At 66.8% G+C, this 24114-nt stretch carries 24 protein-coding genes and 1 pseudogene; 17 read left to right on the top strand and 8 right to left on the bottom strand.

Annotated elements, in window-relative coordinates; genetic code table 11:
- Window positions 1-127 (top strand): annotated as a pseudogene (locus ACO2RV_RS07855) (IS5/IS1182 family transposase); the annotation flags it as partial.
- Between the two features lie 452 nt (window positions 128-579).
- Here ACO2RV_RS07855 and ACO2RV_RS07850 read toward each other — a convergent pair.
- Window positions 580-1095 carry a flavin reductase gene (locus tag ACO2RV_RS07850; protein WP_423291571.1) on the bottom strand — a complete coding sequence of 172 codons (516 nt, stop codon included), beginning with the start codon at window positions 1093-1095 and terminating at the stop codon, window positions 580-582.
- Window positions 1096-1495: 400 nt separating this feature from the next.
- On the opposite strand from ACO2RV_RS07850, the gene ACO2RV_RS07845 reads away from it, so the two are divergent.
- The 6 genes from ACO2RV_RS07845 to ACO2RV_RS07820 all read left to right on the top strand — a co-directional run bounded on the left by ACO2RV_RS07845 (window position 1496) and on the right by ACO2RV_RS07820 (window position 7316).
- Window positions 1496-2413, top strand: a complete 918-nt coding sequence (locus ACO2RV_RS07845) for an ABC transporter permease subunit (protein WP_423291550.1) — start codon at window positions 1496-1498, stop codon at window positions 2411-2413.
- 12 nt (window positions 2414-2425) lie between these two features.
- Window positions 2426-3871 carry a high-affinity branched-chain amino acid ABC transporter permease LivM gene (livM, locus tag ACO2RV_RS07840; protein WP_423291548.1) on the top strand — a complete coding sequence of 482 codons (1446 nt, stop codon included), beginning with the start codon at window positions 2426-2428 and terminating at the stop codon, window positions 3869-3871.
- Window positions 3871-4839 carry an ABC transporter ATP-binding protein gene (locus tag ACO2RV_RS07835; protein WP_423291546.1) on the top strand — a complete coding sequence of 323 codons (969 nt, stop codon included), beginning with the start codon at window positions 3871-3873 and terminating at the stop codon, window positions 4837-4839. The genes livM and ACO2RV_RS07835 overlap by 1 nt, the downstream gene beginning before the upstream one ends.
- Window positions 4836-5612 carry an ABC transporter ATP-binding protein gene (locus tag ACO2RV_RS07830; RefSeq protein WP_423291544.1) on the top strand — a complete coding sequence of 259 codons (777 nt, stop codon included), beginning with the start codon at window positions 4836-4838 and terminating at the stop codon, window positions 5610-5612. Before ACO2RV_RS07835 ends, ACO2RV_RS07830 begins: the two co-directional genes overlap by 4 nt.
- A gap of 100 nt (window positions 5613-5712) precedes the next feature.
- Window positions 5713-6087: a DUF6867 family protein gene (locus tag ACO2RV_RS07825; RefSeq protein ID WP_423291569.1), complete on the top strand. Its 375-nt coding sequence runs from the start codon at window positions 5713-5715 to the stop codon at window positions 6085-6087.
- Between the two features lie 128 nt (window positions 6088-6215).
- Entirely contained in the window at window positions 6216-7316 is a 1101-nt protein-coding gene (locus ACO2RV_RS07820; protein ID WP_423291542.1) for a branched-chain amino acid ABC transporter substrate-binding protein, read from the top strand.
- Window positions 7317-7437: 121 nt separating this feature from the next.
- Here ACO2RV_RS07820 and ACO2RV_RS07815 read toward each other — a convergent pair whose 3' ends face one another.
- Complete coding sequence (locus tag ACO2RV_RS07815) at window positions 7438-8169, bottom strand: cytochrome c biogenesis CcdA family protein (protein ID WP_423291540.1); 732 nt, start codon at window positions 8167-8169, stop codon at window positions 7438-7440.
- A 111-nt stretch (window positions 8170-8280) separates the two neighbouring features.
- Between ACO2RV_RS07815 and ACO2RV_RS07810 the strand changes: the two genes are divergently transcribed.
- Window positions 8281-9285: a P1 family peptidase gene (locus ACO2RV_RS07810; RefSeq protein WP_423291538.1), complete on the top strand. Its 1005-nt coding sequence runs from the start codon at window positions 8281-8283 to the stop codon at window positions 9283-9285.
- 34 nt (window positions 9286-9319) lie between these two features.
- Here ACO2RV_RS07810 and ACO2RV_RS07805 read toward each other — a convergent pair whose 3' ends face one another.
- The gene (locus tag ACO2RV_RS07805; protein ID WP_423291536.1) at window positions 9320-9688 is read right to left on the bottom strand and encodes a hypothetical protein; all 369 of its coding nucleotides are present in this window, start codon (window positions 9686-9688) and stop codon (window positions 9320-9322) included.
- 192 nt (window positions 9689-9880) lie between these two features.
- Here ACO2RV_RS07805 and rpe point away from each other — a divergent pair, with 192 nt between their 5' ends.
- Window positions 9881-10567 carry a ribulose-phosphate 3-epimerase gene (gene rpe, locus ACO2RV_RS07800; RefSeq protein ID WP_423291534.1) on the top strand — a complete coding sequence of 229 codons (687 nt, stop codon included), beginning with the start codon at window positions 9881-9883 and terminating at the stop codon, window positions 10565-10567.
- Between the two features lie 4 nt (window positions 10568-10571).
- On the opposite strand, the gene ACO2RV_RS07795 is transcribed toward rpe, so the two are convergent.
- Window positions 10572-11066 carry a hypothetical protein gene (locus ACO2RV_RS07795; RefSeq protein ID WP_423291532.1) on the bottom strand — a complete coding sequence of 165 codons (495 nt, stop codon included), beginning with the start codon at window positions 11064-11066 and terminating at the stop codon, window positions 10572-10574.
- 134 nt (window positions 11067-11200) lie between these two features.
- Between ACO2RV_RS07795 and purB the strand changes: the two genes are divergently transcribed.
- Complete coding sequence (gene purB, locus ACO2RV_RS07790) at window positions 11201-12508, top strand: adenylosuccinate lyase (protein ID WP_423291530.1); 1308 nt, start codon at window positions 11201-11203, stop codon at window positions 12506-12508.
- Between the two features lie 57 nt (window positions 12509-12565).
- Here the strand turns inward: purB and ACO2RV_RS07785 are convergent, their stop codons facing one another.
- The 3 genes from ACO2RV_RS07785 to ACO2RV_RS07775 form a co-directional block, all read right to left on the bottom strand.
- A complete protein-coding gene (locus ACO2RV_RS07785; protein WP_423291528.1) occupies window positions 12566-13276 on the bottom strand; it encodes an SH3 domain-containing protein in 711 nt (236 codons plus the stop codon).
- 144 nt (window positions 13277-13420) lie between these two features.
- Window positions 13421-16594, bottom strand: coding sequence for an SH3 domain-containing protein (locus tag ACO2RV_RS07780; RefSeq protein WP_423291526.1), 3174 nt, complete (start codon window positions 16592-16594; stop codon window positions 13421-13423).
- A gap of 251 nt (window positions 16595-16845) precedes the next feature.
- Window positions 16846-17169: a DUF1476 domain-containing protein gene (locus ACO2RV_RS07775; protein ID WP_423291524.1), complete on the bottom strand. Its 324-nt coding sequence runs from the start codon at window positions 17167-17169 to the stop codon at window positions 16846-16848.
- A gap of 316 nt (window positions 17170-17485) precedes the next feature.
- Between ACO2RV_RS07775 and purC the strand changes: the two genes are divergently transcribed.
- The 7 genes from purC (at window position 17486) to ACO2RV_RS07740 (ending at window position 23217) form a co-directional block, all read left to right on the top strand.
- Entirely contained in the window at window positions 17486-18304 is an 819-nt protein-coding gene (gene purC / locus ACO2RV_RS07770; RefSeq protein ID WP_423291522.1) for a phosphoribosylaminoimidazolesuccinocarboxamide synthase, read from the top strand.
- Between the two features lie 137 nt (window positions 18305-18441).
- Window positions 18442-18684 (top strand): phosphoribosylformylglycinamidine synthase subunit PurS, encoded by a 243-nt coding sequence (purS, locus tag ACO2RV_RS07765; protein ID WP_423291520.1) that lies wholly within the window; start codon window positions 18442-18444, stop codon window positions 18682-18684.
- A 5-nt stretch (window positions 18685-18689) separates the two neighbouring features.
- Window positions 18690-19388, top strand: coding sequence for a phosphoribosylformylglycinamidine synthase subunit PurQ (purQ, locus tag ACO2RV_RS07760; RefSeq protein WP_423291518.1), 699 nt, complete (start codon window positions 18690-18692; stop codon window positions 19386-19388).
- Window positions 19389-19459: 71 nt separating this feature from the next.
- Window positions 19460-21670 (top strand): phosphoribosylformylglycinamidine synthase subunit PurL, encoded by a 2211-nt coding sequence (gene purL, locus ACO2RV_RS07755; protein ID WP_423291516.1) that lies wholly within the window; start codon window positions 19460-19462, stop codon window positions 21668-21670.
- A 13-nt stretch (window positions 21671-21683) separates the two neighbouring features.
- Entirely contained in the window at window positions 21684-21917 is a 234-nt protein-coding gene (locus ACO2RV_RS07750; protein ID WP_423291514.1) for a BolA family protein, read from the top strand.
- Window positions 21918-21977: 60 nt separating this feature from the next.
- Entirely contained in the window at window positions 21978-22316 is a 339-nt protein-coding gene (grxD, locus tag ACO2RV_RS07745) for a Grx4 family monothiol glutaredoxin (RefSeq protein WP_423291512.1), read from the top strand.
- 55 nt (window positions 22317-22371) lie between these two features.
- Entirely contained in the window at window positions 22372-23217 is an 846-nt protein-coding gene (locus tag ACO2RV_RS07740) for a hypothetical protein (RefSeq protein ID WP_423291510.1), read from the top strand.
- Window positions 23218-23264: 47 nt separating this feature from the next.
- On the opposite strand, the gene rpsD is transcribed toward ACO2RV_RS07740, so the two are convergent.
- Complete coding sequence (gene rpsD / locus ACO2RV_RS07735; RefSeq protein WP_423291508.1) at window positions 23265-23882, bottom strand: 30S ribosomal protein S4; 618 nt, start codon at window positions 23880-23882, stop codon at window positions 23265-23267.
- Between the last annotated feature and the right edge of the window lie 232 nt (window positions 23883-24114).

The raw sequence follows: 24114 nt of genomic DNA, 5'->3' as shown, positions 1-24114 counted from the left end.
CTTCAACAAGCTCAAACACTTCAGGGCCGTCGCCACCCGCTACGACAAGCGAGACGACAATTTCCTCGCCTCGATCCAACTCGCATCAATCCGCATCTGGCTGCGAAGTTATGAGTCGGTCACCTAGGGCGATTTCATTCCGGGAGCCGCATCCTCCCTTTGAGCACCCCGATGAGCCTCATCCTGAAAGCCTGACGCGTAATTCCTCTCCCCGCCTGAACTCGCTGTTGCCGAGTTCAGTTCTGGCGAGGCCGGAAGCCGGATGTTTCCGGCTTAGAGCCTGTTTGGAAACTCCTCATATCAACAGAACGACGTCATCCTGAGGTACTCGGGCGGAGCCCGAGCCTCGAAGGATGCTCGTCCGGGCGCCCTGCTTCAGCATCCTTCGAGGCCCGGCCTGTGGCCGGGCACCTCAGGATGACGGCCATGACGAGTTTCCAAACGGGCTCTTAGTCCTTGCTTGAACCGAACTCGGCAACAGTCGAGTTCGGGCGGGGAGAGGGAGAAAGCCGCCCTCCATGCGCGCTTCTATAATTACGAGTTCAGACACTCAGGATGAGGACGATCGGCGAGGCACGATCAGATCTTCAGGAAGTCGCGCCCGAGATAGGCGAGCTTGGCCCGGTCGGGACCGAGCGTCACCGCCTCGACATGGCCGACCAGCACGTCATGGGTGGCGATGGTGCGCACATCGACCAGCCGGCATTCGAACACCGCGACCGCGCCAGTGAGGCACGGCACGCCAAGGATTCCCTCGCGCCAGTGACCGACGCCGAAGCGCTGCTCGCCCGACAGACCGGTGCGGCCGCTGAAGCCTTCCGCCAGACCCTGCTGCTCACCCGCCAGCATGTTCACGGCGAAGGCGCCGGCCTGGCGGAATGCCGGGGCGGAGCGGATGCGCCGGTTGAGGCAGACGAGAAGCGTCGGCGGGGTGTCCGAGACCGAGGCCACGGCCGTGGCGGTGAAGCCCGCCCGGCCGGCCTCACCATGGGTGGTGATGACATGGACGGCGGCGACGAGCCGGCTCATGGCCTCCCGGTAGATGCCGGGCTCGACCGTCCGTGTGCCCGGATGCTCCCCCTCGCGGCCCATCACTTCGTCCAATCCTGCCTCCATAAACGCCGCAATACCCCGTCCTGCGCCTACATCTGGGGGCTCCTGTGCATAACTTCCAACGGCCGGCTTTGAAACCGGCGGCGCGAAACGCTCCCCTGCCGGCGGCATTGCGTCGAAAAAGTGAACACGGTGTGCGATTTACGTGACGTGGAAGCAGTGCGGCAAAATATTGAAGAACAACAGGATTTCGTAAAATTGTATTATAATACCTTTACATCACGCCTTTCGATCGATTGCATTTAGTCTTTCGATCGAATTGTATCGGTGCGTGGCGCGCGCTAAGAGTGAAAGACGCACACAGGACGGGCACGATGATTATCTGTGCAAAGCGTCCGGCCGCACGACCTCCGATAACGGCTGAGGGGAGCCGAAAAACAAAATGGACGTCTTCATTCAGCAGCTCATCAATGGGCTGACGCTCGGCTCGATCTATGGGCTGATCGCCATCGGTTACACCATGGTGTTCGGCATCATCGGCATGGTGAACTTCGCCCATGGCGACGTGTTCATGGTGTCGAGCTTCATCGCGCTGATCTGCTTCCTGCTGGTCACCACCGTGTTCGGCATCACTTCGATCTTCCTCGCGCTGGCCATCGTGCTGGTGGTGGCGATGTTCTTCACCTCGCTGACCAACTGGGCCATCGAGCGCGTGGCCTATCGCCCGCTGCGCGGCTCCTTCCGCCTCGCGCCGATGATCTCGGCGATCGGCATGTCGATCTTCCTCGCCAATTTCGTCCAGGTCTCGCAGGGCCCGCGCAACAAGCCGGTTCCCCCGATGGTGACGGACGTGATCGTGCTGATGGACAATAATGGCTACCAGGTCACGCTGGCGTGGAAGCAGGTCATCATCATGGCGGTCACCGCCATCCTGCTGATGGGCTTCTGGTACCTCGTGCAGAAGACCTCGCTGGGCCGGGCGCAGAGGGCGTGCGAGCAGGACCGCAAGATGGCGGCGCTGCTCGGCATCAATGTCGATCACACCATCTCGCTGACCTTCGTCATCGGCGCCGCGCTCGCGGCCGTCGCCGGCGTCATGTACATGATGTACTACGGCGTCGCGCACTTCGCCGACGGCTTCGTGCCGGGCGTGAAGGCCTTCACCGCCGCGGTTCTGGGCGGCATCGGCTCGCTGCCGGGCGCCGTGCTGGGCGGGCTGCTGATCGGCCTGATCGAAGTGTTCTGGTCGGCCTATTTCTCGATCGAATACAAGGACGTGGCGGCATTCTCCATTCTCGCCATCACGCTCATCTTCATGCCGCAGGGCCTGCTTGGCCGGCCGGAAGTCGAGAAGGTCTGAGGTCAGGTCGTCATGGCAGTTCAGCTTGCTGAAACCGCGCCGGCCTCGGCTAAGGCGTCCCCGTCCAATTCGGTCGTCGGCGAGGCGTTCAAGGACGCGCTCCTCACCGGCCTCATCGCCCTCGGCCTGTTCGCCCCCCTAATCGGCTTCGAAACCGTCGTCATCGACGGCCTTCTCGGGCTCGCCTACCGCCCGAAGCTGCTGGCCATCATGGTCGGCATCATCTTCTTCGGCCGGCTGATCCTCAATCTCACGGTCTGGTCGCCCAACCGCAAGCCGACGACGCGAAGCGGCCCGAGCGTGTTCGATCGCGCCGGTACAGTGATCGGGCCGACGGTCAAGCCGATCCTGCTCGCCTTCGCCGTCGGCTTTCCGGCCATCGCGGCCTACGGCATGGGGGGACTAAACGAGAGCCGCTACCTGATCGACCTCGGCATCCTCATCCTCACCTATGTGATGCTGGGCTGGGGCCTCAACATCGTGGTCGGCCTCGCGGGCCTGCTCGATCTCGGCTATGTCGCCTTCTACGCCGTCGGCGCCTACACCTACGCGCTGCTCGCCACCTCGGCGCCCATCAACGACTTCTTCGCCGGCCTGCTGGGCGAGACGTTCTGGGCCAACTGGGCGTTCTGGATCTGCCTGCCGATGGCTGGCATGTTCGCCGGACTGTGGGGCATGATCCTCGGCTTTCCGGTGCTGCGCCTGCGCGGCGACTACCTCGCCATCGTGACGCTGGCCTTCGGCGAGATCATCCGTCTCGTGCTGATCAACTGGACCGACTTCACCGGCGGCGGCGCCGGCATCGCCTCGATCCCGCGCGCGACCTTCTTCGGCATCCCGTTCAATGCGAGCGAGGACGGCTTCGCGGCGCTGTTCGGGCTCGAATTCAACCCGATGCACCGCATCATCTTCCTTTACTTCGTCATCCTCGCGCTGGCGCTGATCACCGCCTTCGCCACGGTGCGGCTGCGCAAGCTGCCTGTGGGACGCGCCTGGGAAGCACTGCGCGAGGACGAGATCGCCTGCCGCTCGCTCGGCATCAACACCACCAATGTGAAGCTCTCCGCCTTCGCCACCGGAGCCATGTTCGGCGGCTTCGCCGGCTGCTTCTTCGCGGTGCGCGCCGGCTTCGTCAGCCCCGAGAGCTTCACCTTCGATATCTCGGCGATGATCCTCGCCATCGTGGTGCTCGGCGGCATGGGCTCGCAGATCGGCGTCGCCGTCTCGGCGGCGGTGATGATGGGCGGCATGGAGATGCTGCGCAATCTCGGCTTCCTGAAGCAGGTCTTCGGCAACGACTTCGATCCGAGCCTCTACCGCATGCTGATCTTCGGCTTCGCCATGGTCGCCATCATGGTGTGGAAGCCGCGCGGCCTGGTCTCCACCCGCGATCCCACCATCTTCCTGAAGGAGCGCAAGGCCGTGTCGGGTGATCTCGTGAAGGAAGGGCACGGCTGATGGCTAATTCCGCTGCTGCCGGCATCCCGCGCTGGGAAGCCGACCCCATCCTCACCGTCGAACACCTGTTCATGCGCTTCGGCGGCCTGATCGCGGTGAACGACCTTTCCTTCAAGGTCGGGCGCGGCGACATCACCGCGCTGATCGGCCCCAACGGCGCCGGCAAGACCACGGTCTTCAACTGCATCACCGGCTTCTACAAGCCGAGCGAGGGGCGTCTCGTGCTCGCTCATGGGCGAGCCCCCACCGCCGATGAACTCGCGCTGGTCACGCTGATCGGCGAGCGCGCGCTGGTGAGCCAGGACTCCAGCGTCTATCTGCTGGAGCGCATGCCCGACTACCGCGTCTCCGGCGAGGCCAAGGTGGCGCGCACCTTCCAGAACATCCGCCTGTTCACCGGCATGACCGTGCTGGAAAACCTGATGGTCGCCCAGCACAACGCGCTCATGCGGGCTTCCGGCTACTCGCTCAAGGGACTGTTCGGCCTGCCGAGCTGGGGCGCCGCCCAGCGCGCCGCGACGCAGAAGGCCGAGTACTGGATGGAGAAGGTCGGCCTCACCGACCGCGCCGACGACCCGGCCGGCGACCTGCCCTATGGCGCCCAGCGCCGCCTGGAAATCGCCCGTGCCATGTGCTCGGAGCCGATCCTGCTGTGCCTGGACGAGCCCGCCGCCGGCCTCAATCCGCGCGAAAGCCTGGAGCTCAACACATTGCTGCGCTCCATCCGCGAAGAGCACGGCACCTCGATCCTGCTGATCGAGCATGACATGAGCGTGGTGATGGAAATCTCCGACCACGTGGTCGTGCTCGATTACGGCACCAAGATTTCCGACGGCACGCCCGAGGCGGTGAAGAACGATCCACGCGTCATCGCCGCCTATCTCGGCGTCGACGAGGACGCCGTCGAGGAGGTCGAGGCCGAGATCGACGCGGAAATCGCGGCCCATTCCACGGGAGCCCACTCGTGAGCGATACTCTGACTGCCGCCCCGCAGACGGCGGCCGCTGCGCCCGGCGCCGGCGAGCCGATGCTGTCCGTGCGCGGCGTGAAGACCTTTTACGGGAACATCATGGCGCTGAAGGGCGTCGATGTGGACGTCTATCGCGGCGAAATCGTCACGCTGATCGGCTCCAACGGTGCCGGCAAGTCGACGCTGATGATGACGATCTTCGGCCAGCCCCGCCCACGCGAGGGCCAGATCATCTATGAGGGGCGCGACATCACCAAGGTGCCGACCCACGAGATCGCCAACCTGAAGATCGCGCAGTCCCCCGAGGGTCGGCGCATCTTCCCGCGCATGACCGTGTTCGAAAACCTGCAAATGGGCGCCTCGGTCGACGGCTTCAAGCATTTCGACGCTGACCTGCTCAAGGTGTTCGAGCTGTTCCCCCGCCTCAAGGAGCGCATCAACCAGCGCGGCGGCACGCTGTCGGGTGGCGAGCAGCAGATGCTCGCCATCGGCCGCGCGCTGATGAGCCGGCCTCGCCTCCTGATGCTGGACGAACCCTCGCTCGGCCTCGCCCCGCTGATCGTGAAGCAGATCTTCGACGCCATCCGCGAGCTGAACCGCACGGAAGGACTGACCGTCTTCCTGGTGGAGCAGAACGCGTTCCACGCGCTCAAGCTCGCCCATCGCGGCTATGTGCTGGTCAATGGCGTCGTCACCATGTCCGGCCAGGGCCGCGAATTGCTCGAACGCCCGGAAGTGCGGGCGGCGTATCTCGAAGGCGGGAAGCACTGAGATGGCAACCAGCGGAACCCTCATCTCCCAGGGCGCGCCGGCCAGCATCGCCGTGGTGGTGCCGGCCCTCGTCGTCGCCGCCGTGCTCGCCAGCGCGGTCATCGCGCCCGATCTGGTCATCGAGGTCTCGCGCGGCGACTTCGCGCTCGTCACCGTGTTCCTCGGCGGTGGCGCCGCATGGCTCACGGGCCGCTCGATCGCCAGCACCTGGCGCTCCTACCGGCAGGTGCTGGTCTACGCCCTGCTGCTGGGCTGCGTGGTGCGCTTCTTCCACTTTGCGCTGTTCGAGGGCACGCTGCTCTCCCTGCATTACTTCGTGACCGACACCGCCTTCCTCGCGGCCGTCTCCACGCTGGGGTTCAGGGCGGAGCGTGCCAGACAGATGGCTACACGCTATGGTTGGATCTACCGTCAGTCGGGGCCGTTCGGCTGGCTCGCCGGTGGTGCCGGCAAGGCGCCCGGCGATAGCGTGTGAGCCCTTTCACCATGTTTCGCTTGCTCGTCGACAAGAGCGCGGAAAAGAGCATGATAACGGCTCGGGGCGACTGCCGCCGAGCCGCTCAGGCTGCAACTAACACCCTTCCAGTACCAGGAGAGAAGTTCATGAAGAAGCTTCTGTTTGCCGGCATTGCGCTCGGCGCTATGGCGGCCCTCGCCGTCCCGGCGTCCGCGCAGGTCAAGGTCGGCGTCGGCGGTCCCATCACCGGCGCGAACGCGACCTTCGGCGCCCAGTTGAAGAACGGTGCCGAACAGTGGGCCGTGGACGTCAACGCCGCGGGCGGCCTCCTCGGCCAGAAGGTCGAGATCGTCGTCGGCGACGACGCTTCCAAGCCCGAGCAGGGCGTCTCGGTGGCGAACAAGTTCATCGCCGACGGCGTGAAGTTCGTGATCGGCCACTTCAACTCTGGCGTGTCGATCCCCGCCTCCGAGCAGTATGCCGAAGCCGGCGTGCTCGCCATTTCCCCGGCCTCGACCAACCCGAAGCTGACCGAGCGTGGCCTCGCCAACGTGTTCCGCACCTGCGGCCGTGACGACCAGCAGGGCCTCGTGGCGGCCGAGTACATCGAGAAGAACCTGAAGGGCAAGAAGATTGCCATCGTCCACGACAAGACCCCGTACGGCAAGGGTCTGGCGGACGAGACCCAGAAGTCGATGAACAAGGCCGGCATCAAGGAAGTCATCTACGAGGGCATCAACCCCGGCGAGAAGGACTATTCGGCTCTCGTCTCCAAGCTCAAGGGTGCGAATGTCGACGTCCTGTACTATGGCGGCCTGCACACCGAAGCCGGCCTGCTCGTGCGTCAGATGCGCGACCAGGGCCTGAAGACCGTGCTGTTCTCGGGTGACGGCATCACCGACAAGGAGTTCTGGACCATCGCCGGTCCGGGCGCCGCCGGCACCCTCATGACCTTCGGCCCGGATCCGCGCAAGAACCCCGCCGCGGCCAAGGTCGTCGAGGAGTTCAAGAAGAAGGGCATCGATCCGGAAGGTTACGTGCTCTATTCCTACGCCGCCGGCCAGGTGATCCAGCAGGCTGTCGAGGCGACCAAGTCGCTCGATACCAAGAAGGTCGCCGAGTACATCCACTCCGGCAAGGCGTTCGACACCGTCCTCGGCAAGCTCACCTTCGACAAGAAGGGTGACCGCACCAACCTCGACTACGTCGTCTACGTCTGGAAGGACGGCGGCTACACCGAGCTCTGAGGCGGCGCATCCGGGCGGTTGTCCCCCTGGCGCCCTGCCACAGGCTGAATTACGAAACCCGCCGGAGCGATCCGGCGGGTTTTGCTTTGTACGGTGGAATTTCCTCTGCGGCCCGCCTCGCTCAGCCGAAGCTTCCGAGCGCCGGAAACGTCTCCAGCATCCAGTAGCTGAAGGTCGCCATCCAGCCGGAGAGGAAGCCGATGCCTGTGAGCACCAGCAGAGCGCCCATGGTCTTCTCCACCACCGGCAGATAGCGCCGCGCATGCACCAGCAGGCCGAGCGCCGGCCGAGCCATCGCCGCCACCAGCAGGAACGGCACACCGAGCCCGGCGGAATAGACCGCCAGAAGGCCGGCGCCGCGCATCAGCGTCTGCTCGCTCGCGGCCACCGCGAGAATGGCCGCCAGCACCGGCCCGATGCAGGGCGTCCAGCCGAAGGCGAAGGCGAGCCCCATCACATAGGCACCCGCGAGCGTCGAGGGCGCGTCGACATGCACCCGCTTGGTATGGGTCATCCAGCGCAGGCGCAAAATGCCGAGGAAATGCAGCCCCATCAGCAGAATGGCTAGGCCGGCGATGATAGCGAGTTCCTGCGAGTAGAGCCTGAGATAGCCGCCGACCACGGAAGCGCCGGCACCGAGCGCCACGAACACGGTGGAGAAGCCGGCGACGAACAGCACCGCCGCGCCGAGCGTGCGCCGCGCCGCCGCGTCGGTCGGAGCCTTGTGGGTGATCTGGTCTAGGCTGGTGCCCGCGAGATAGCACAGATAGGGCGGCACCAGTGGCAGCACGCAGGGCGAGACGAAGCTGGCAATGCCGGCGGCAAACGCAGCCGGAAGGGTGACGTCGGCCATGAACTGGGTAACCTTGGTCGTTCCGAGTGCTTCCCAATGCACGGCCGGCCGGCCATAAGCAATGCGGCCGGTAGCCTCTCCCGGTGAAGTGATGGATCGAGAGCCGTTCCCATGCGCAACCTGATCACCGATGTCGCCGGCCTGAAGGTCGGCCACGCCACCGACCTCGCCCTCGCCTCCGGCACCACCGCCATCGTCTTCGACGAGCCGACGGTCGCCTCGGTCGACGTGCGCGGCGGCGGGCCCGGCACCCGCGAGACCGATCTGCTGGCGCCGGATGAGACGGTGGGCGCCATTCACGCGATCACTCTTTCCGGCGGCTCTGCCTTCGGGCTGGATGCTGCGGGCGGGGTGATGGCGGCACTCGCCGAGCGCGGCATCGGCTTTCCCGTCGGCAATGCGCGCGTGCCGATCGTGCCCGGCGCGGTGCTGTTCGACCTGATAAATGGCGGCGACAAAAACTGGGGCCGCTTCGCCCCCTATCGCGACCTCGGCTATGCCGCCGCCAATGAAGCCGGCCTCGACTTTCCGCTCGGCACCATTGGCGCCGGCACCGGCGCGACCACGGTGAACCTCAAGGGCGGGCTCGGCTCGGCCTCGATGGTCGCGGCCTCCGGCCACACCGTCGGCGCCATCGTCGCGGTGAATGCCTGCGGCGCCGTCACGCTGGGCGAGGGGCCGCATTTCTGGGCCGCGCCCTTCGAGCGCGGCGCCGAGTTCGGTGGCCTTGGCCTGCCGAGCCCCCTGCCCGCGCTACCCGAACGCCCGCCGCTAAAGGGGTTGCCGCCGGGCGCCAACACCACCATCGCACTCGTCGCCACCGACGCCGTGCTCACCAAGGCCCAGTGCAAGCGCCTGGCGGTGATGGCGCATGACGGCTACGCCCACGCCATCTGGCCGGTTCATACGCCCCTCGACGGCGACACCATCTTCGCCGCCGCGACGGGCAGACGCCCGCTCAACGACCCGATCTTCGATCTCGCGCTGATCGGCGATGCCGTGGTGCGCACGCTTGCCCGCGCCTGCGCTCGCGCCGTCTACGAGGCCACCGCCCTGTCCCAACCCGGCGCCATGCCGGCGTGGCGCGACAAATGGGCCGCTGGCGCGGGAAGCTAGCCGGACGCCCGGCCGCTTCCCGCGCCGCCTGCTCTCACGGACACGGCTCCCAGAAGCCCTGCGTGCGCTGCGGATTGGTGTAGTACCAGCAATAGTTCGGCTGCGGCGGCGGGCCGACGAGGTTGGCCGCGGCGACGCCGGTCAGGAAGCCGAGAGCAGCGCCCGCGGCGACCGCGCCACCCGGCGGCCAGTAGCGACGCGGATTGACGACCACCACACCGCCGCCACGCGGCACCGGGCCGTAATAGCGGCCGGCACCGTAATAATGTCCGGGATTGCCAGCGGCCACGCAGCCGCGCGGACCGCAGGCGCCGGCGCGCCAGGCGCTTGCCTCCGGCACCGCCGCCATCAGGCCAACGGATGCGAGGCCGGCCACCGCCGCCAGATATCGCAGTTTATTCATCAGGCTGATCCCCCTCAAATGATGTCCCGGGCAGGACATGCCCGAGCGGAACGAATCGAGCCTAGCCCAGCGCCCGATACCGCGCATCCGCAGATCTGCCAGATGCGCGCCGGGCTCGGCGTTTATTGCGGCTCCGCCGGCGCCATGCTACGGCCCGGCCGTCCGGAAAGCGCCCGCCGGGGAGAGACCTCAATGACCACGCGCCCGCTCATTATCGCCCCGTCTATCCTCGCCTGCGACTTCGTCCGCTTCGGCGAGGAGGTGAAGGCCGTCGACGCCGCCGGGGCCGACTGGATCCATATCGACGTGATGGACGGGCATTTCGTGCCGAACATCTCGTTCGGCCCGGACGTGGTGAAGGCGATCCGCCCGCTCTCGGCCAAGCCGTTCGACGTGCATCTGATGATCGCGCCGGTCGATCCCTATCTCGAAGCCTTCGCCAAGGCCGGCGCCGACCACATCACCGTGCATGCCGAGGCGGGCCCGCATCTGCACCGCTCGCTGCAGGCAATCCGCGCCCTCGGCAAGAAGGCGGGCGTCGCGCTCAATCCGGCAACACCGGCCAGCACCATCGAGCACGTGCTCGACATCATCGACCTCGTCATCGTCATGACGGTGAACCCCGGCTTTGGCGGCCAGGCCTTCATCGCCCCCGTCATGGACAAGGTGCGGCAGATTTCCGCGATGATCGGCGACCGCCCCATCGACATCGAGATCGACGGCGGCGTGACGAAGGATACCGCCTCCGCCTGTGTCGCGGCCGGCGCCAATGCGCTGGTCGCCGGCTCCGCCGTGTTCAAGGGCGGCGCCTCGGCCTATGCCGGCAACATCGACGCCATCCGCACGGCGGCGGCGCGCACGCGCGGCGAGCTGGTCTGAACGCTCAGCGGCGGCCCGTAAGGGGCGTCAGTAACCCGGCCAGTGCACCAATGGCGGCAGAGCCAAGGGCGATGAGGCTGTCGGGGATGAAAATCGTGATCGAGCCGTTGATCGGCGCTCCCATCATCGTCAGCTGATAGAGCGAGAGAATGGCGATCGACAGCACGACGAGGATCAGCATTCCGCCGATGCAACCGACGACTGTCAGATACAGGTTGCCGTTGCTCTTGATGATCTCCAGATCATAATTGCGCAACGTTGCCGCGTCGGTTTCCACCTTGGCGACGTCGGCATATTCGCGGACCAGTTCCGGCGATTTCTGTAGGTCCTTGGCAAGCCGGGGATCCGACGCCAGGTTGTCTATGAGCCGGTCCGCCATCTGGTCTGCCGAGCGAACGTTGTCGGCCGGATCAGCGGCCTTGGCGATCTTCGCCAGCGCATTCACGTCCTTTACGCTCTGCGCCGCAGTCGGATCTTGTTTGGGATTGTCGTCGGTCATCGCAGCTCCCGCCATGAACGCAACTTATGCGATCATATTCCAAGATATAATACAACCCTAGCATGCACCCATTTGCGACATCGCGTCGTGACTGGTAGAGCGCAGGCTGAACTGTCTGCTAAGAGGCCCCGCCCGTGATCCCGCGCTATACCCGCCCCGAAATGGCTGCCATCTGGGAGCCGCAGACCCGCTTCCGCATCTGGTTCGAGATCGAGGCGCACGCGACCGACGCGCTGGCCGAGCTGGGCGTGGTGCCGAAGGAGGCCGCGGCGAAGATCTGGGAGATGGCGAAGGACGCCACCTTCGATGTCGAGCGCATCGACGAGATCGAAGCGGTGACCAAGCACGATGTCATCGCCTTCCTCACCCATCTCGCCGAAATCGTCGGGCCGGAGGCGCGCTTCGTCCATCAGGGCATGACCTCGTCGGACGTGCTCGACACCTGCCTCAACGTGCAGTTGGTGCGCGCCGCCGACATCCTGATCAGGGATGTCGACCGGCTGCTCGCGGCCCTCGAGACCCGCGCCTTCGAGCACAAGCTCACCCCGACCATCGGCCGCTCGCACGGCATCCATGCCGAGCCGACCACCTTCGGCCTCAAGCTGGCGCAGGCGCATGCCGAGTTCCAGCGCAACCGCGCCCGCCTGGTCGCGGCACGCGAGGAAGTGGCGACCTGCGCCATTTCCGGTGCGGTCGGCACCTTCGCGCAGATCGATCCGCGGGTTGAGGAATATGTCGCGGCGAAGATGGGACTGAGGGTCGAGCCGGTGTCGACGCAGGTTATCCCGCGCGACCGCCATGCCGCCTATTTCGCCGCGCTCGGCGTCGTTGCCTCGTCGATGGAGCGCGTCGCCATCGAGATCCGCCATCTGCAGCGCACCGAGGTGCTGGAGGCCGAGGAGTTCTTCTCCGCCGGCCAGAAGGGCTCCTCGGCGATGCCGCACAAGCGCAACCCGGTGCTGACCGAGAACGTGACCGGCCTCGCCCGCCTGGTGCGCGGCATGGTCACGCCGGCGCTGGAGAACGTCGCCCTCTGGCATGAGCGCGACATTTCGCACTCCTCGGTGGAGCGTGGCATCGGCCCTGATGCCACGGTGACGCTGGACTTCGCGCTGAACCGCCTGGCCGGCGTCGTCGAGAAGCTGCTCGTCTATCCCGAGACCATGCAGAAGAACCTCGACCGCCTCGGCGGGCTGGTCCACTCCCAGCGCGTGCTGCTCGCACTCACCCAGAAGGGTGCTTCGCGCGAGGACGCCTATCGTCTGGTGCAGCGCAACGCCATGCCGGTCTGGCGCGGTGAAGGCGACTTCCAGACGCTGCTGACCAACGATGCTGATGTGCGCAAGTATCTCACGCCTGAGGAAATCGCCGAGAAATTCGACCTCGGCTATCACCTCAAGCACGTCGACACGATCTTCACCCGCGTGTTCGGTCACGCCTGACAATGAAAAAGGGCGGCGCCCAGCGCCGCCCTTTTCTTTTTTCGGGTTCCGCCTAGCCTAATGGCCGCGGAACCGACCCATCCCGCCATAGCCACCGCGCATCGGGCGGTACATGACCGGACGCGGGCCGGCAACGCGCCCGCGGTAGACCGGGCGTCCGCGATAGACCGGGGCGCCGCGGAAGGCCGGACCGGGATAACCACGCCACTGGGCCTGACGCGGCCCGCGCCAGCCCGGATTGCCACGCCAGCCGGGAGGCGGACCGCCGCGCCAGTAGACAGGCCGGCCACGCCAGCCGGGAGGCGGGCCGCCACGCCAATAGCCGGGACCGCGCCAATAGCCGGGACCGCGCCAATAGCCCGGCCCACCCCAGTAACCGGGGCCGCCCCAATAGCCGGGACCACCCCAGTAACCGGGACCGTTCCAGTAGCCCCAGCCGGAGCCGATCGCCGCACCGACCGCGAGGGCACCAACGCCGAGGGCGACGTCATTGTCGTAATAATCCGGCTGCACCACGACGCTGGTTCCGCCACCGAATGCGAGATAGCTGGCATTCGCATAGCCGCCGCCGACGCGGCACCAGTTGCCGGTACATCCGCCGACATCGACCCGCGCACCGGCCGGCAGCGAGCCGACGACGGCGTAGCGCGTTCCCGGCCCCGAGCGGACATTGAGATCGGTCGTCACGGTCGCTGGGCGTGCCGAAGCTGCAACGCTTCCGGCGATCAGCAGGCCGACAGCCAATAGAAGGCTTCTTGGCACTCGCATGAGACTCTCCTCATTGCAGGACGCCGTCGAGACGTCCCCTCACCGCTGTTGCCAGCAGGCGCACTCAATGTGGAGTAGCAACTGAATTGGGAGGAATTGGTTGCACTACCTATCCGCCCTGCCCTTCACGCCACTGTCATCGCCTCACCAGCGCGCGGCCCGCGGACGCCACGACACCGGCCGGCCATTGTACCAGGGGCCGGCATCGTAAGGCCCCTGCCAGCGTGGCCCGAGCCCGGAATAGCCGTAGTAGTTCGCCCGCTGCGGCAGGCGGCCCTCGCCGCGCCGCGACCAGTAGGTGTCGCCGTAGCGGTCGCCGAAGCGGGGGTAGTTGGTATAGCCGGGGTGCATGTTCCAATAGGTCGGACGGCCGCCCCAATAGCTCGGGCGCGCGCCCCAATAGGACGGACGGTTCGGCCCGGTGACGCCCGGGCCCCAGTAGCCGGGTCCCCAGCTGGCCCGCCAGACATTGCCGGCACCATAGCCGTAACCATAGGACGACGACCCGTACCAGCCCCCGCCGCCATAGCCGCCGCTCCAGCCATTGACCACCGTGTCGACCGCCGCCGCGACGCCGACGATCGGGGCCGCCAGCGTGGCAAGCACGGCCCCGCCGAGATTGGGTGCCGGAGCGTAGCCCACACCGCCGTAACCGCCATAGCCGGCGTAACCGGGATCGGAGACGGCGTAGCCGGTGCCGTAGGCCTCGGGATAGGCGGCGTAGGCCGGATCGACATAGGCCACGTTGGAATAGCTGCCGGACGAGACGCGGGCCGGGCGCACTGTGACGCGCGTCGAGGCAGGGCGGCCAGCCGCCGCCACCATCCCCTGCCCGGTCGAGAGATGCCGGGCGCTAACATAGCCATATTGCGTCTGGCACCAGGCACCGGCGCAGGAGACGATATTCACTGGCGTTCCCGCCGGCACGGTGCCGAGCACCTCATAGCCGGTGCCGGGACCGTTGCGGACATTCACCGCCGCCGTGGTCGTCGCCGAGTAGCCCGCCGCCGAGGCGACCGCCGCACCGGCGGGAGCGATGCCGGGTGCCGCCGCCGTGGCGAGGACCGGCGCATAGGCGCGGGCGGTCGACGGGATCTGCGCGACGGGCTGGGTGGAGACGCCGGCCGTGTTGACCGGCTGGCGATAATTGGTCCCGGTGGCGCCATAGCCCAGCGCCGCCGCCCCGGCGATGCCCGGCGTGACGGCGATGCCCGGCACCGTGGCCGCGACCGGCACGGCGCTGCTCAGCGGAACGCCGGTCAACGGCAGCGCCGGGGCGGCGAAGGCGCCCTGGGTGACATGACGGGCGCTGACATAGCCATATTGCGTCTGGCACCAGGCGCCGGCGCAGGAGACGATAGTCACCGGCGATCCCGCCGGCAGCGTGCCCAGCACGCCATAGCGCACGCCCGGACCCGAGCGCACATTCACCGCCGCCATCGTGGTGCCGCCACCTGCGACCGCGCCGCCATAGGCCGCGCCGTAGCGCGTGGGCTGCGCTGCCGCCGTGGCGAGCCGGTAATTGGTCCCCGCCGACGCATAGGGCAGCGCGCCCGCCGCGCTGTAGGGCAGGCTCGCCGTCCCCGCATAGTTGCCGGCCGCGCCATAACCCATCGCCGCCTGGTTCGCGAGGTTGTAGTTCAGCGAATCGCGCGTCTGCGAGCCCGGAACCCGAGGCTCCGCCTGCGGCGTCAGCACCTGCTGCACCGGCCCGCGCGACAATAGGTAGATGCTGATGTAGCCCTCGTTGGTCTGGCACCAGCCATTATTGCAGCCCGACACCTCGACCTTCGTGAAGTCCGGCAGCGTCTTCACCACATCGTATTCGGTGCCCGGTCCCGAGCGCACATTGGTGGTGCCGATCGTGGTGCGCGAGCCGGCCATGGTGGTGTTCTCGCCGGGATGCGCCGTCCCCGCCTCGCCCGCCATCGCGCTCGCCACCGCGCCGGTGCCGCCGGCGGCGGACAGCGCGTTGTAATCTTCCAGCCCGTGTGCCTGCGGCGCGGCCACCGCCGGCGCCGCGTAACTCGGCGCGACCACGCCGCTCGTGTTGTAGGGCAGCCGGTAATTCGTCCCCGTCGCCCCGCCATAGCCCAGCGCCGCCGCGCCATAGGCCGGCTGGCCGACGCCCGCCGCAAGCCCCGGCACCGCCGCCGAGCGGTAGGCAGCCGGGGCGGCGAAGGCGCCCTGGGTGACATGGCGGGCGCTGACATAGCCATATTGCGTCTGGCACCAGGCGCCGGAACAGGAGACGATATTCACCGGCGAGCCCGCCGGCAGCGTGCCCAGCACCCCATAACGCACGCCCGGACCCGAGCGCACATTCACCGCCGCCGTCGTGGTGCCGCCACCTGCGACCGCGCCGCCATAGGCCGCGCCGTAGCGCGTGGGCTGCGCTGCCGCCGTGGCGAGCCGGTAATTGGTCCCCCCCGACGCATAGGGCAGCGCGCCCGCCGCGCTGTAGGGCAGGCCCGCCGTCCCCGCATAGTTGCCGGCCGCGCCATAACCCATCGCGGCCTGGTTCGCGAGGTTGTAGTTCAGCGAATCGCGCGTCTGCGAGCCCGGAACCCGAGGCTCCGCCTGCGGCGTCAGCACCTGCTGCACCGGCCCGCGCGACAATAGGTAGATGCTGATGTAGCCCTCGTTGGTCTGGCACCAGCCATTATTGCAGCCCGACACCTCGACCTTGGTGAAGTCCGGCAGCGTCTTCACCACATTGTATTCGGTGCCCGGTCCCGAGCGCACATTGGTGGTGCCGATCGTGGTGCGCGAGCCGGCCATGGTGGTGTTCTCGCCGGGATGCGCCGTCCCCGCCTCGCCCGCCATCGCGCTCGCCACCGCGCCGGTGCCGCCGGCGGCGGACAGCGCGTTGTAATCTTCCAGCCCGTGTGCCTGCGGCGCGGCCACCGCCGGCGCCGCGTAACTCGGCGCGACCACGCCGCTCGTGTTGTAGGGCAGCCGGTAATTCGTGCCGGTTGCCCCGCCATAGCCCAGCGCCGCCGCGCCATAGGTCGGCTGGCCGACACCCGCCGCAAGCCCCGGCACCGCCCCCGAGCGGTAGGCCAGCGGCGAGCCCGCCGTCGCCTGCGCCAGCAGGCTGGTGCTCACATAGCCGTACTGCGTCTGGCACCACGCCCCGGCGCAGGAAACCACCTCGACCGGCGCCCCGGCCGGCAGCGTGCCCAGCACGTTGTAGCCAACGCCCGGACCGCCACGGACATTGGTGTTGCTTCGGGTGACCGCCGGCCACGCCGCAGCCGCAAGCGAGCCGGCAACGAGCATGCCGGAAGCCAGCGCGAAGGATGTCGTGAACCGCATCGGGCCCTCCCACGCCGCGACCGCTCCTCACGAGCGGCAACGGCCAGGCTCAGGCTTGCCCGGAATCCACGTCCTTCGCAACGAAATGGCGAGAAGATGGTTGCCAAGCTGCAACCATTGTGGGCCACCGCCCATCGATCCGATACGAATCGCCTACCATGCGAGGCCCGGCACCGCGTTTCGCGCACGGCATTACGGGGCGCCCCGCCGGCACGCGGCCGGGCGGAATGCGCCCCGAAATCGCGGGAAAATCAGCCGGTGGTCTTCAGCGACTTGATCGCCTCTTCGAGCAGTTCATCCATGGTGCGGCGGATGCGGTGCTCGGAAATGTCGACGGACTTCGCATCGAAGTCGGCCTTGATCTTGCGGTAGACGTCCTCGTCACCGGCTTCCTCGAGATCGGCCTCGATCAGCGAGCGCGCATAGGCATCCGCCTCGTCGCCGGTCAGGCCCAGCTTGCCGGCTGCCCACACCCCGAGCGCGCGGTTTCGGCGCGCATGAGCCTTGAACTTGAGGTTCTCGTCGTGGGCGTATTTGGCTTCGAACCCATCTTCGCGCTTATCGAACGTGCTCATGGCCTCGCCCCCCTGTCTCTAGGTCAGTCGCGGGCTTGATTATCCTGCCCCCGTCCCCAAATCAACGGCGTCGACAGCCCGGTATTGTCACCTAGGTCAATGTGACGCTCGGCGCGGGGTCGGCATCGGCGCATGTGATTGAGTCAGGGCTCGTGCACGAAACTTGCACGCCGTCGCGTTTGTATCCCGTCCCCCGATCGGCTAGTGTCCGCCCGTGGGCGCTGGTTCCAAGCGATACGAATCGCCACAGCGCGTCAGGTCGCATACAAGTCCGGCGCCCAAGCCGTGAACCCGGAACCGGAGCCTCGGCACCCTAATGGACTTCCTCAACCGACGGTACCCACCCATGAGCCGCCGCCGCCGCATTTACGAAGGTAAGGCGAAGGTCCTTTACGAAGGCCCTGAGCCCGGCACGCTGATCCAGCACTTCAAGGACGACGCGACCGCCTTCAACAACAAAAAGCACGATGTCATCGACGGCAAAGGCGTGCTGAACAACCGAATCTCGGAATACATCTTCCTGAAGCTGAACGAGATCGGCGTCCCCACGCACTTCATCAAGCGGCTGAACATGCGCGAGCAGCTCATCCGCGAAGTCGAGATCATTCCGCTCGAAGTCGTCGTGCGAAATGTCGCCGCCGGCTCGCTGTCGACCCGCCTCGGCATCGAGGAAGGCACGCAGCTGCCGCGTTCGATCATCGAGTTCTATTACAAGAACGACCAGCTCAACGACCCGATGGTGTCGGAAGAGCACATTACGGCGTTCGGCTGGGCCACCACCCAGGAAATCGACGACATCATCGCGCTGGCTATCCGCGTGAACGACTTCCTCTCCGGTCTCTTCCTCGGCGTCGGCATCCGCCTCGTCGACTTCAAGATGGAATGCGGCCGGCTGTGGGAGAACGATCTGATGCGGATCGTCGTCGCCGACGAGATCAGCCCCGATTCCTGCCGGCTGTGGGACATCAAGTCGAACGACAAGCTCGACAAGGACCGCTTCCGCCGCGACATGGGCGGCCTCGTCGAGGCCTATTCCGAGGTCGCGCGCCGTCTCGGCATCATCGCCGAGAACGAGCGGGTGCAAGGCGGCCCGGTTCTGGTGAAATCCGAGCCGACCGAACAGCCCGAGACGTGAGAACGGCGCCCCGGCTGCGTCGCGGACGGGGCTGCCATCCACATTCGAAAGTTGAGCCGTTCGCGGCCAGATGATAGGCGGGGGCCGCAAAGCCCCCGTTTCTGTTTTTTCTCAAGAACGTCCTCGAGAGTTATCCCATGAAGGCGCGCGTTCTCGTCACCCTGAAATCCGCCGTGCTCGACCCTCAGGGCAAGGCCATCGAGGGCGCCCTGCGCTCGCTCGGCGTGCCGGGCATCGCCAGTGTCCGCCAGGGCAAGGTGTTCGATGTCGAGCTCGACGGCAGCGACCCGGCCAAGGCCGAGTCGACCCTGAAGGACGCCTGCGAGAAGCTGCTCGCCAATACGGTGATCGAATCCTACCGCATCGAGTTCGTGGGCTGAGCACGATGAAAGCCGCCGTAATCCTCTTCCCCGGTTCGAACCGCGAGGGCGATGTCGCGCACGCCCTGAAACAGGTCACCGGCGTCACGCCCAGCATTGTCTGGCATGCCGAGACCGAGCTGCCCGCCGGCACCGACCTCGTCGTGCTGCCCGGCGGTTTCTCTTACGGCGACTATCTGCGCTGCGGCGCCATCGCCGCCCGCGCCGCCATCATGGACGCGGTCGGCGCGCATGCCGCGCGCGGCGGGCTGGTGCTCGGCATCTGCAACGGTTTCCAGATCCTATGCGAAAGCGGGCTGCTGCCCGGCGTGCTGGTGCGCAATGCGCGCCTGCGCTTCATCTGCCGCGAGGCGCTGCTCAAGGTCGAGCGCAACGACACCCCCTTCACCCGCCGCTACGCCAAGGGCGCCATCGTGCGTTTCCCCGTCGCGCATGGCGAGGGCAACTACACCGCCGACGCCGAGACGCTGAAGCGCCTCGAGGGCGAGGGCCGCGTGGTGTTCCGCTATGTCACCTCCGACGGCAGGCGCGACGATACCCAGGTGCTGAACGGCGCCGCCAACTCCATCGCCGGCATCGTCTCCGAGAAGCTCAACGTGCTCGGCCTGATGCCGCATCCCGAGAACCATGTCGACCCGCTGCTCGGATCGACCGACGGACGTGCTCTCTTCGAGAGCATCGCCGGCGTGCTGGAGCGGGCGTGAGCCTTGCTCCCGCCCCTGTCCGCAGATCGCCTGGCTCACCCGCCGCGCCCGCGTAACGCAATGGCCCCCGCATGACCTCCTCCGAACCGAAGATCACTCCGCAACTCGTCGCCGAACACGGCCTCAAGCTGGACGAGTATGAGCGCATCCTGAAGCTCATCGGCCGCGAGCCGAGCTTCACCGAGCTGGGCATCTTCTCGGCCATGTGGAACGAGCACTGCTCGTACAAGTCCTCGCGCCTGCATCTGCGCGGGCTGCCGACCAAGGCGCCATGGGTGATCCAGGGGCCCGGCGAGAATGCCGGCGTCATCGACATCGGCGACGGGCAGGCCGCCGTCTTCAAGATGGAGAGCCACAATCACCCCTCCTATATCGAGCCCTATCAGGGCGCGGGCACCGGGGTCGGCGGCATTCTGCGCGACGTGTTCACCATGGGCGCGCGCCCCATCGCGGCGCTGAACGCGCTGCGCTTCGGCGACCCCAAGCACCCGCGCACCCGTCATCTCCTGGCCGGCGTCGTCGCCGGCATCGGCGGCTACGGCAATTCCTTCGGCGTGCCCACGGTGGGAGGCTTGGTCGGCTTCCACACCCGCTATGACGGCAACAACCTCGTCAACGCCATGGCGGTCGGCCTCGCCGATGCGGACAAGATCTTCTACGCCAAGGCGACCGGCGTCGGCCTGCCGGTGGTCTATCTCGGCTCCAAGACCGGCCGCGACGGCATCCACGGCGCCACCATGGCCTCGGCCGAATTCGGCGAGGGCGCGGAGGAGAAGCGCCCGACCGTGCAGGTCGGCGACCCCTTCGCCGAGAAGCTGCTGCTGGAAGCCTGCCTCGAGATCATGGAAGCAGGCTGCGTCGTCGCGATCCAGGACATGGGCGCGGCGGGCCTGACCTGCTCGGCGGTCGAGATGGGCGCCAAGGGCGACCTCGGCATCGAGCTCGACCTCGACAAGCTGCCCTGCCGCGAGGAGGGCATGAGCGCCTATGAGATGATGCTCTCCGAGAGCCAGGAGCGCATGCTCATGGTCATCGCGCCGGGCAAGGAAGAGCAGGCCGAGGCGATCTTCCTCAAATGGGGCCTGGACTTCGCCATCGTCGGCTACACCACCGACACGCTCCGCTTCGTCGTCAAGCACAAGGGCGAGATCAAGGCTGACCTGCCGATCAAGGAACTGGGCGACGAGGCCCCGCTCTACGATCGTCCCTGGGTTGAGACGCCCAAGCAGCAGCGCATCGACCCGGCCTCGCTGGAGATCACCGCGACCATTCCCGGCGCGCTGGAACGGCTGATCGGTTCGCCGGACTTCGCCTCCAAGCGCTGGATCTGGGAGCAGTACGACCACCTGATCCTCAACAACACCGTGCAGCGCCCGGGCGGCGACGCCGCCGTGGTGCGCGTCGGCGACGGCCCCAAGGGCCTCGCCATGAGCTGCGACGTCACTCCGCGCTATTGCGAGGCCGACCCGTTCGAGGGCGGCAAGCAGGCGGTGGCGGAAGCCTGGCGCAATATCACCGCCGTCGGCGGGCGCCCGCTGGCGATCACTGACAATCTGAACTTCGGCAATCCCGAGAAGCCGGAGATCATGGGCCAGTTGGTCGGCTGCCTGCGCGGCATCGGCGCGGCCGCGCTGGCGCTCGACTTCCCCGTCGTCTCCGGCAATGTCAGCCTCTACAACGAGACCAACGGGCGCGGCATCCTGCCGACCCCGACCATCGGCGGCGTCGGCGTGGTCGACGACATCGCGAAGACGGCGACCGTCCCGTTCAAGGCCAGCGGCGAGATCGTCTTCGTGGTCGGCGAGACCGCCGGCTGGCTCGGCCAGTCCGCCTTCCTCTACGAGATCCTCGACCGCGAGGAAGGCGCCCCGCCCCCGGTCGACCTGGAACTCGAACGCAGGAACGGCGACTTCATCCGCTCGCTGATCGCGGCCGGGCTCGTCACCGCGGTGCACGATATCTCCGACGGCGGCCTGCTGGTCGCGCTCACCGAGATGGCGATGGCGTCCGGCATCGGCGCCAGCCTTGTGGCCCCGGAAGACGTCAACCCCTATGCCTACTGGTTCGGCGAGGATCAGGCGCGCTACGTCATCACCGTCGCCTCGGGCGACAAGGCGCAGGTGATCCGCGAGGCCGAGCTCGCCGGCGTCAGCCTCGCCAAGGTCGGCGTCACCGGCGGCGACAAGTTGAACATTCCGGGCGAGCGCCCACTTGTAGTGGACGCGCTGCGGGAGCGTAACGAAGCCTGGCTGCCCATCTATATGGGCGCGGGCCTGATGTGAGGGAGCACGACGCATGGCCATGGAAGCCACCGAGATCGAACGCCTGATCAGGGAAGGGCTGCCGGACGCCACGGTCACGATGCGCGATCTGGCCGGTGACAACAATCACTGGCACGCCACCGTTGTGAGCGAGAGCTTCCGCGGCAAGTCGCGCGTTCAGCAGCACCAGATGGTCTATGCCGCCATCGGCGCGCCGATGGGCGGCATATTGCATGCATTGGCACTTCAGACCAATGTACCCGACTGAAAGCGGCCCCAGGGCGCGCCACCACCACTCGCAAGGCCCGCAAGGGCAAAGGGCAATGCCATGAGCATCCACGATTTCATCGACAGCCAGGTGAAGAGCAACGACGTCGTCGTCTTCATGAAGGGCACGCCGCAATTCCCGATGTGCGGCTTCTCCGGCCAGGTCGCCCAGATCTTCGGGCTGCTCGGCGTGGACTATAAGGGTGTCAACGTCCTCGATTCCGACGAGATGCGTCAGGGCATCAAGGAATACACCAACTGGCCGACCATCCCGCAGGTCTTCGTGAAGGGCGAGTTCGTCGGCGGCTGTGACATCGTGCGCGAGATGTACCAGGCGGGCGAGCTGCAGGCCCTGCTGGAAGAGAAAGGCGTGCCGATGATGGGCCGCGCCACGGCCTGAGCTTGCAGTTGGTCCCTCTCCCCGACGGGGAGGGGGAGAAACCGAAGGAGACCGCGTGTCGCTGGAGCGACTTCTCATGCGCGGCTATTTCGCCTTTATCGAGCCGGTGCAGTTCCGGCTCAAGAAGGCGGATCGGCTCCGGCGGGCCGGCATAGCCGATATTGGCGAGCTGCCCGTCGCCACACTCCAGCTCGGCACTCCGAGAGCCCTGCTCGACCGGCAGATGGTCGAAAATCAGCGACACTTCATCTCGAAGTTCATGCGGAATGACGGGCGCCCGCCGAGCCGATGGCGCGGCAGCGCCAGCGTCATCGACCTCGACCGCTTCGCCGACCCGGACGCCTATATCCGCACCATCAAGAAGGCGACCCGCCGCGGCATCACCCGCGAGCTGAAGGTGGCGCGCGAGCACGGCTATGCCTGCCGCACCTTCGACCGCTTCGCCCATGGCGAAGACCTCTACGATATCGAGACCTCCAAGCTGTTCCGCACCGGCGGCCCGGTCCTCAAGGCGATTGCGCGCCGGCTGGGCTTCGCGGATGCCGGCGTCGGCCACGACCCCTGGCTCGGCTCGACATCACTGCTCTACTGGACGCAGGACTGGGGCGTCTTCGTCACCGACGCGGCGACGGGACGCGAGCGGCTGGTCGGCAGCGTGGTGCTGCGCCGCATCGGCAATGCCGTGCGCATGGTCAGCATCATGGCGCATGCCGACCATCTGCCGCGCGGCGCGCTCAAGCTGCTTTTCGTCGACATCGTGTGCGGATTGCTGGCGCGGAACTCACCGGCGACGGAGGGCGTGCGCTTCGTGATGGGCGGCGCCATGGAGCACGGCAGCCTCGGCCTCATCGACTGGAAGCTGCGTCTTCAGTTCTTCCCTCATCTGATTGCCGAGCAATAAAAAAGCCGCCCTCGCGGGCGGCTCTTTCGTTCGGTCGGAAGACCGGATCAGCGCGAGTAATACTCGACCACGAGGTTCGGCTCCATCACGACCGGATAGGGCACCTCGTTGAGCTCAGGCACGCGGACGAACTTGGCCGTCACCTTGTTGCCGTCGACTTCGAGATAGTCCGGCACGTCGCGCTCGCCCGAGGCGGCCGCTTCCATGACCAGCGCGAGCTGCTTGGAGGCTTCCTTCACCTCGATCACGTCACCGACCTTCACCTGGTAGGACGGGATGTTGACGCGACGGCCGTTCACCTTGATGTGGCCGTGGCTTACGAACTGGCGGGCGGCGAACACGGTGGGGACGAACTTGGCGCGGTAGATCACGGCATCCAGACGGCGCTCCAGGAGGCCGATCAGGTTGGCGCCGGTATCGCCCTTGAGGCGCGAGGCTTCGACATAGACGGCGTAGAACTGCTTCTCGCCGATCGAGCCGTAATAGCCCTTGAGCTTCTGCTTGGCGCGCAGCTGCACGCCGAAGTCGGAAAGCTTGCCCTTGCGGCGCTGGCCGTGCTGGCCGGGGCCGTACTCACGCTTGTTGATGGGGCTCTTCGGGCGACCCCAGATATTCTCGCCCATACGGCGGTCAAGCTTGTGCTTGGCCGAAACGCGCTTGCTCATGCGCTGGTCCTCTCGCAAGTTGCGGGTTGGATCGCGCCCCCTCCTCTGCCCCTTTTTCGGGAGCCGACAGGTCGTCTTCGAACGCGCCGAAGACAGCCATGGGTGCGTGAAACGTTGCACGGGGCCGTTGCCGACCCCGTGCGTGGGCGGGTGGATAGTCGGAAAAGGCCGAAAGGTCAAGCGGCGGACGGTGCGCGCCCAGGAGGGACGATATCGGATTGCGCGACACCAG

It is taken from the genome of Ancylobacter sp. VNQ12 (assembly GCF_049445835.1).
Lineage (GTDB): Bacteria > Pseudomonadota > Alphaproteobacteria > Rhizobiales > Xanthobacteraceae > Ancylobacter.
This window is presented reverse-complemented; position numbering and strand designations above follow the sequence as displayed.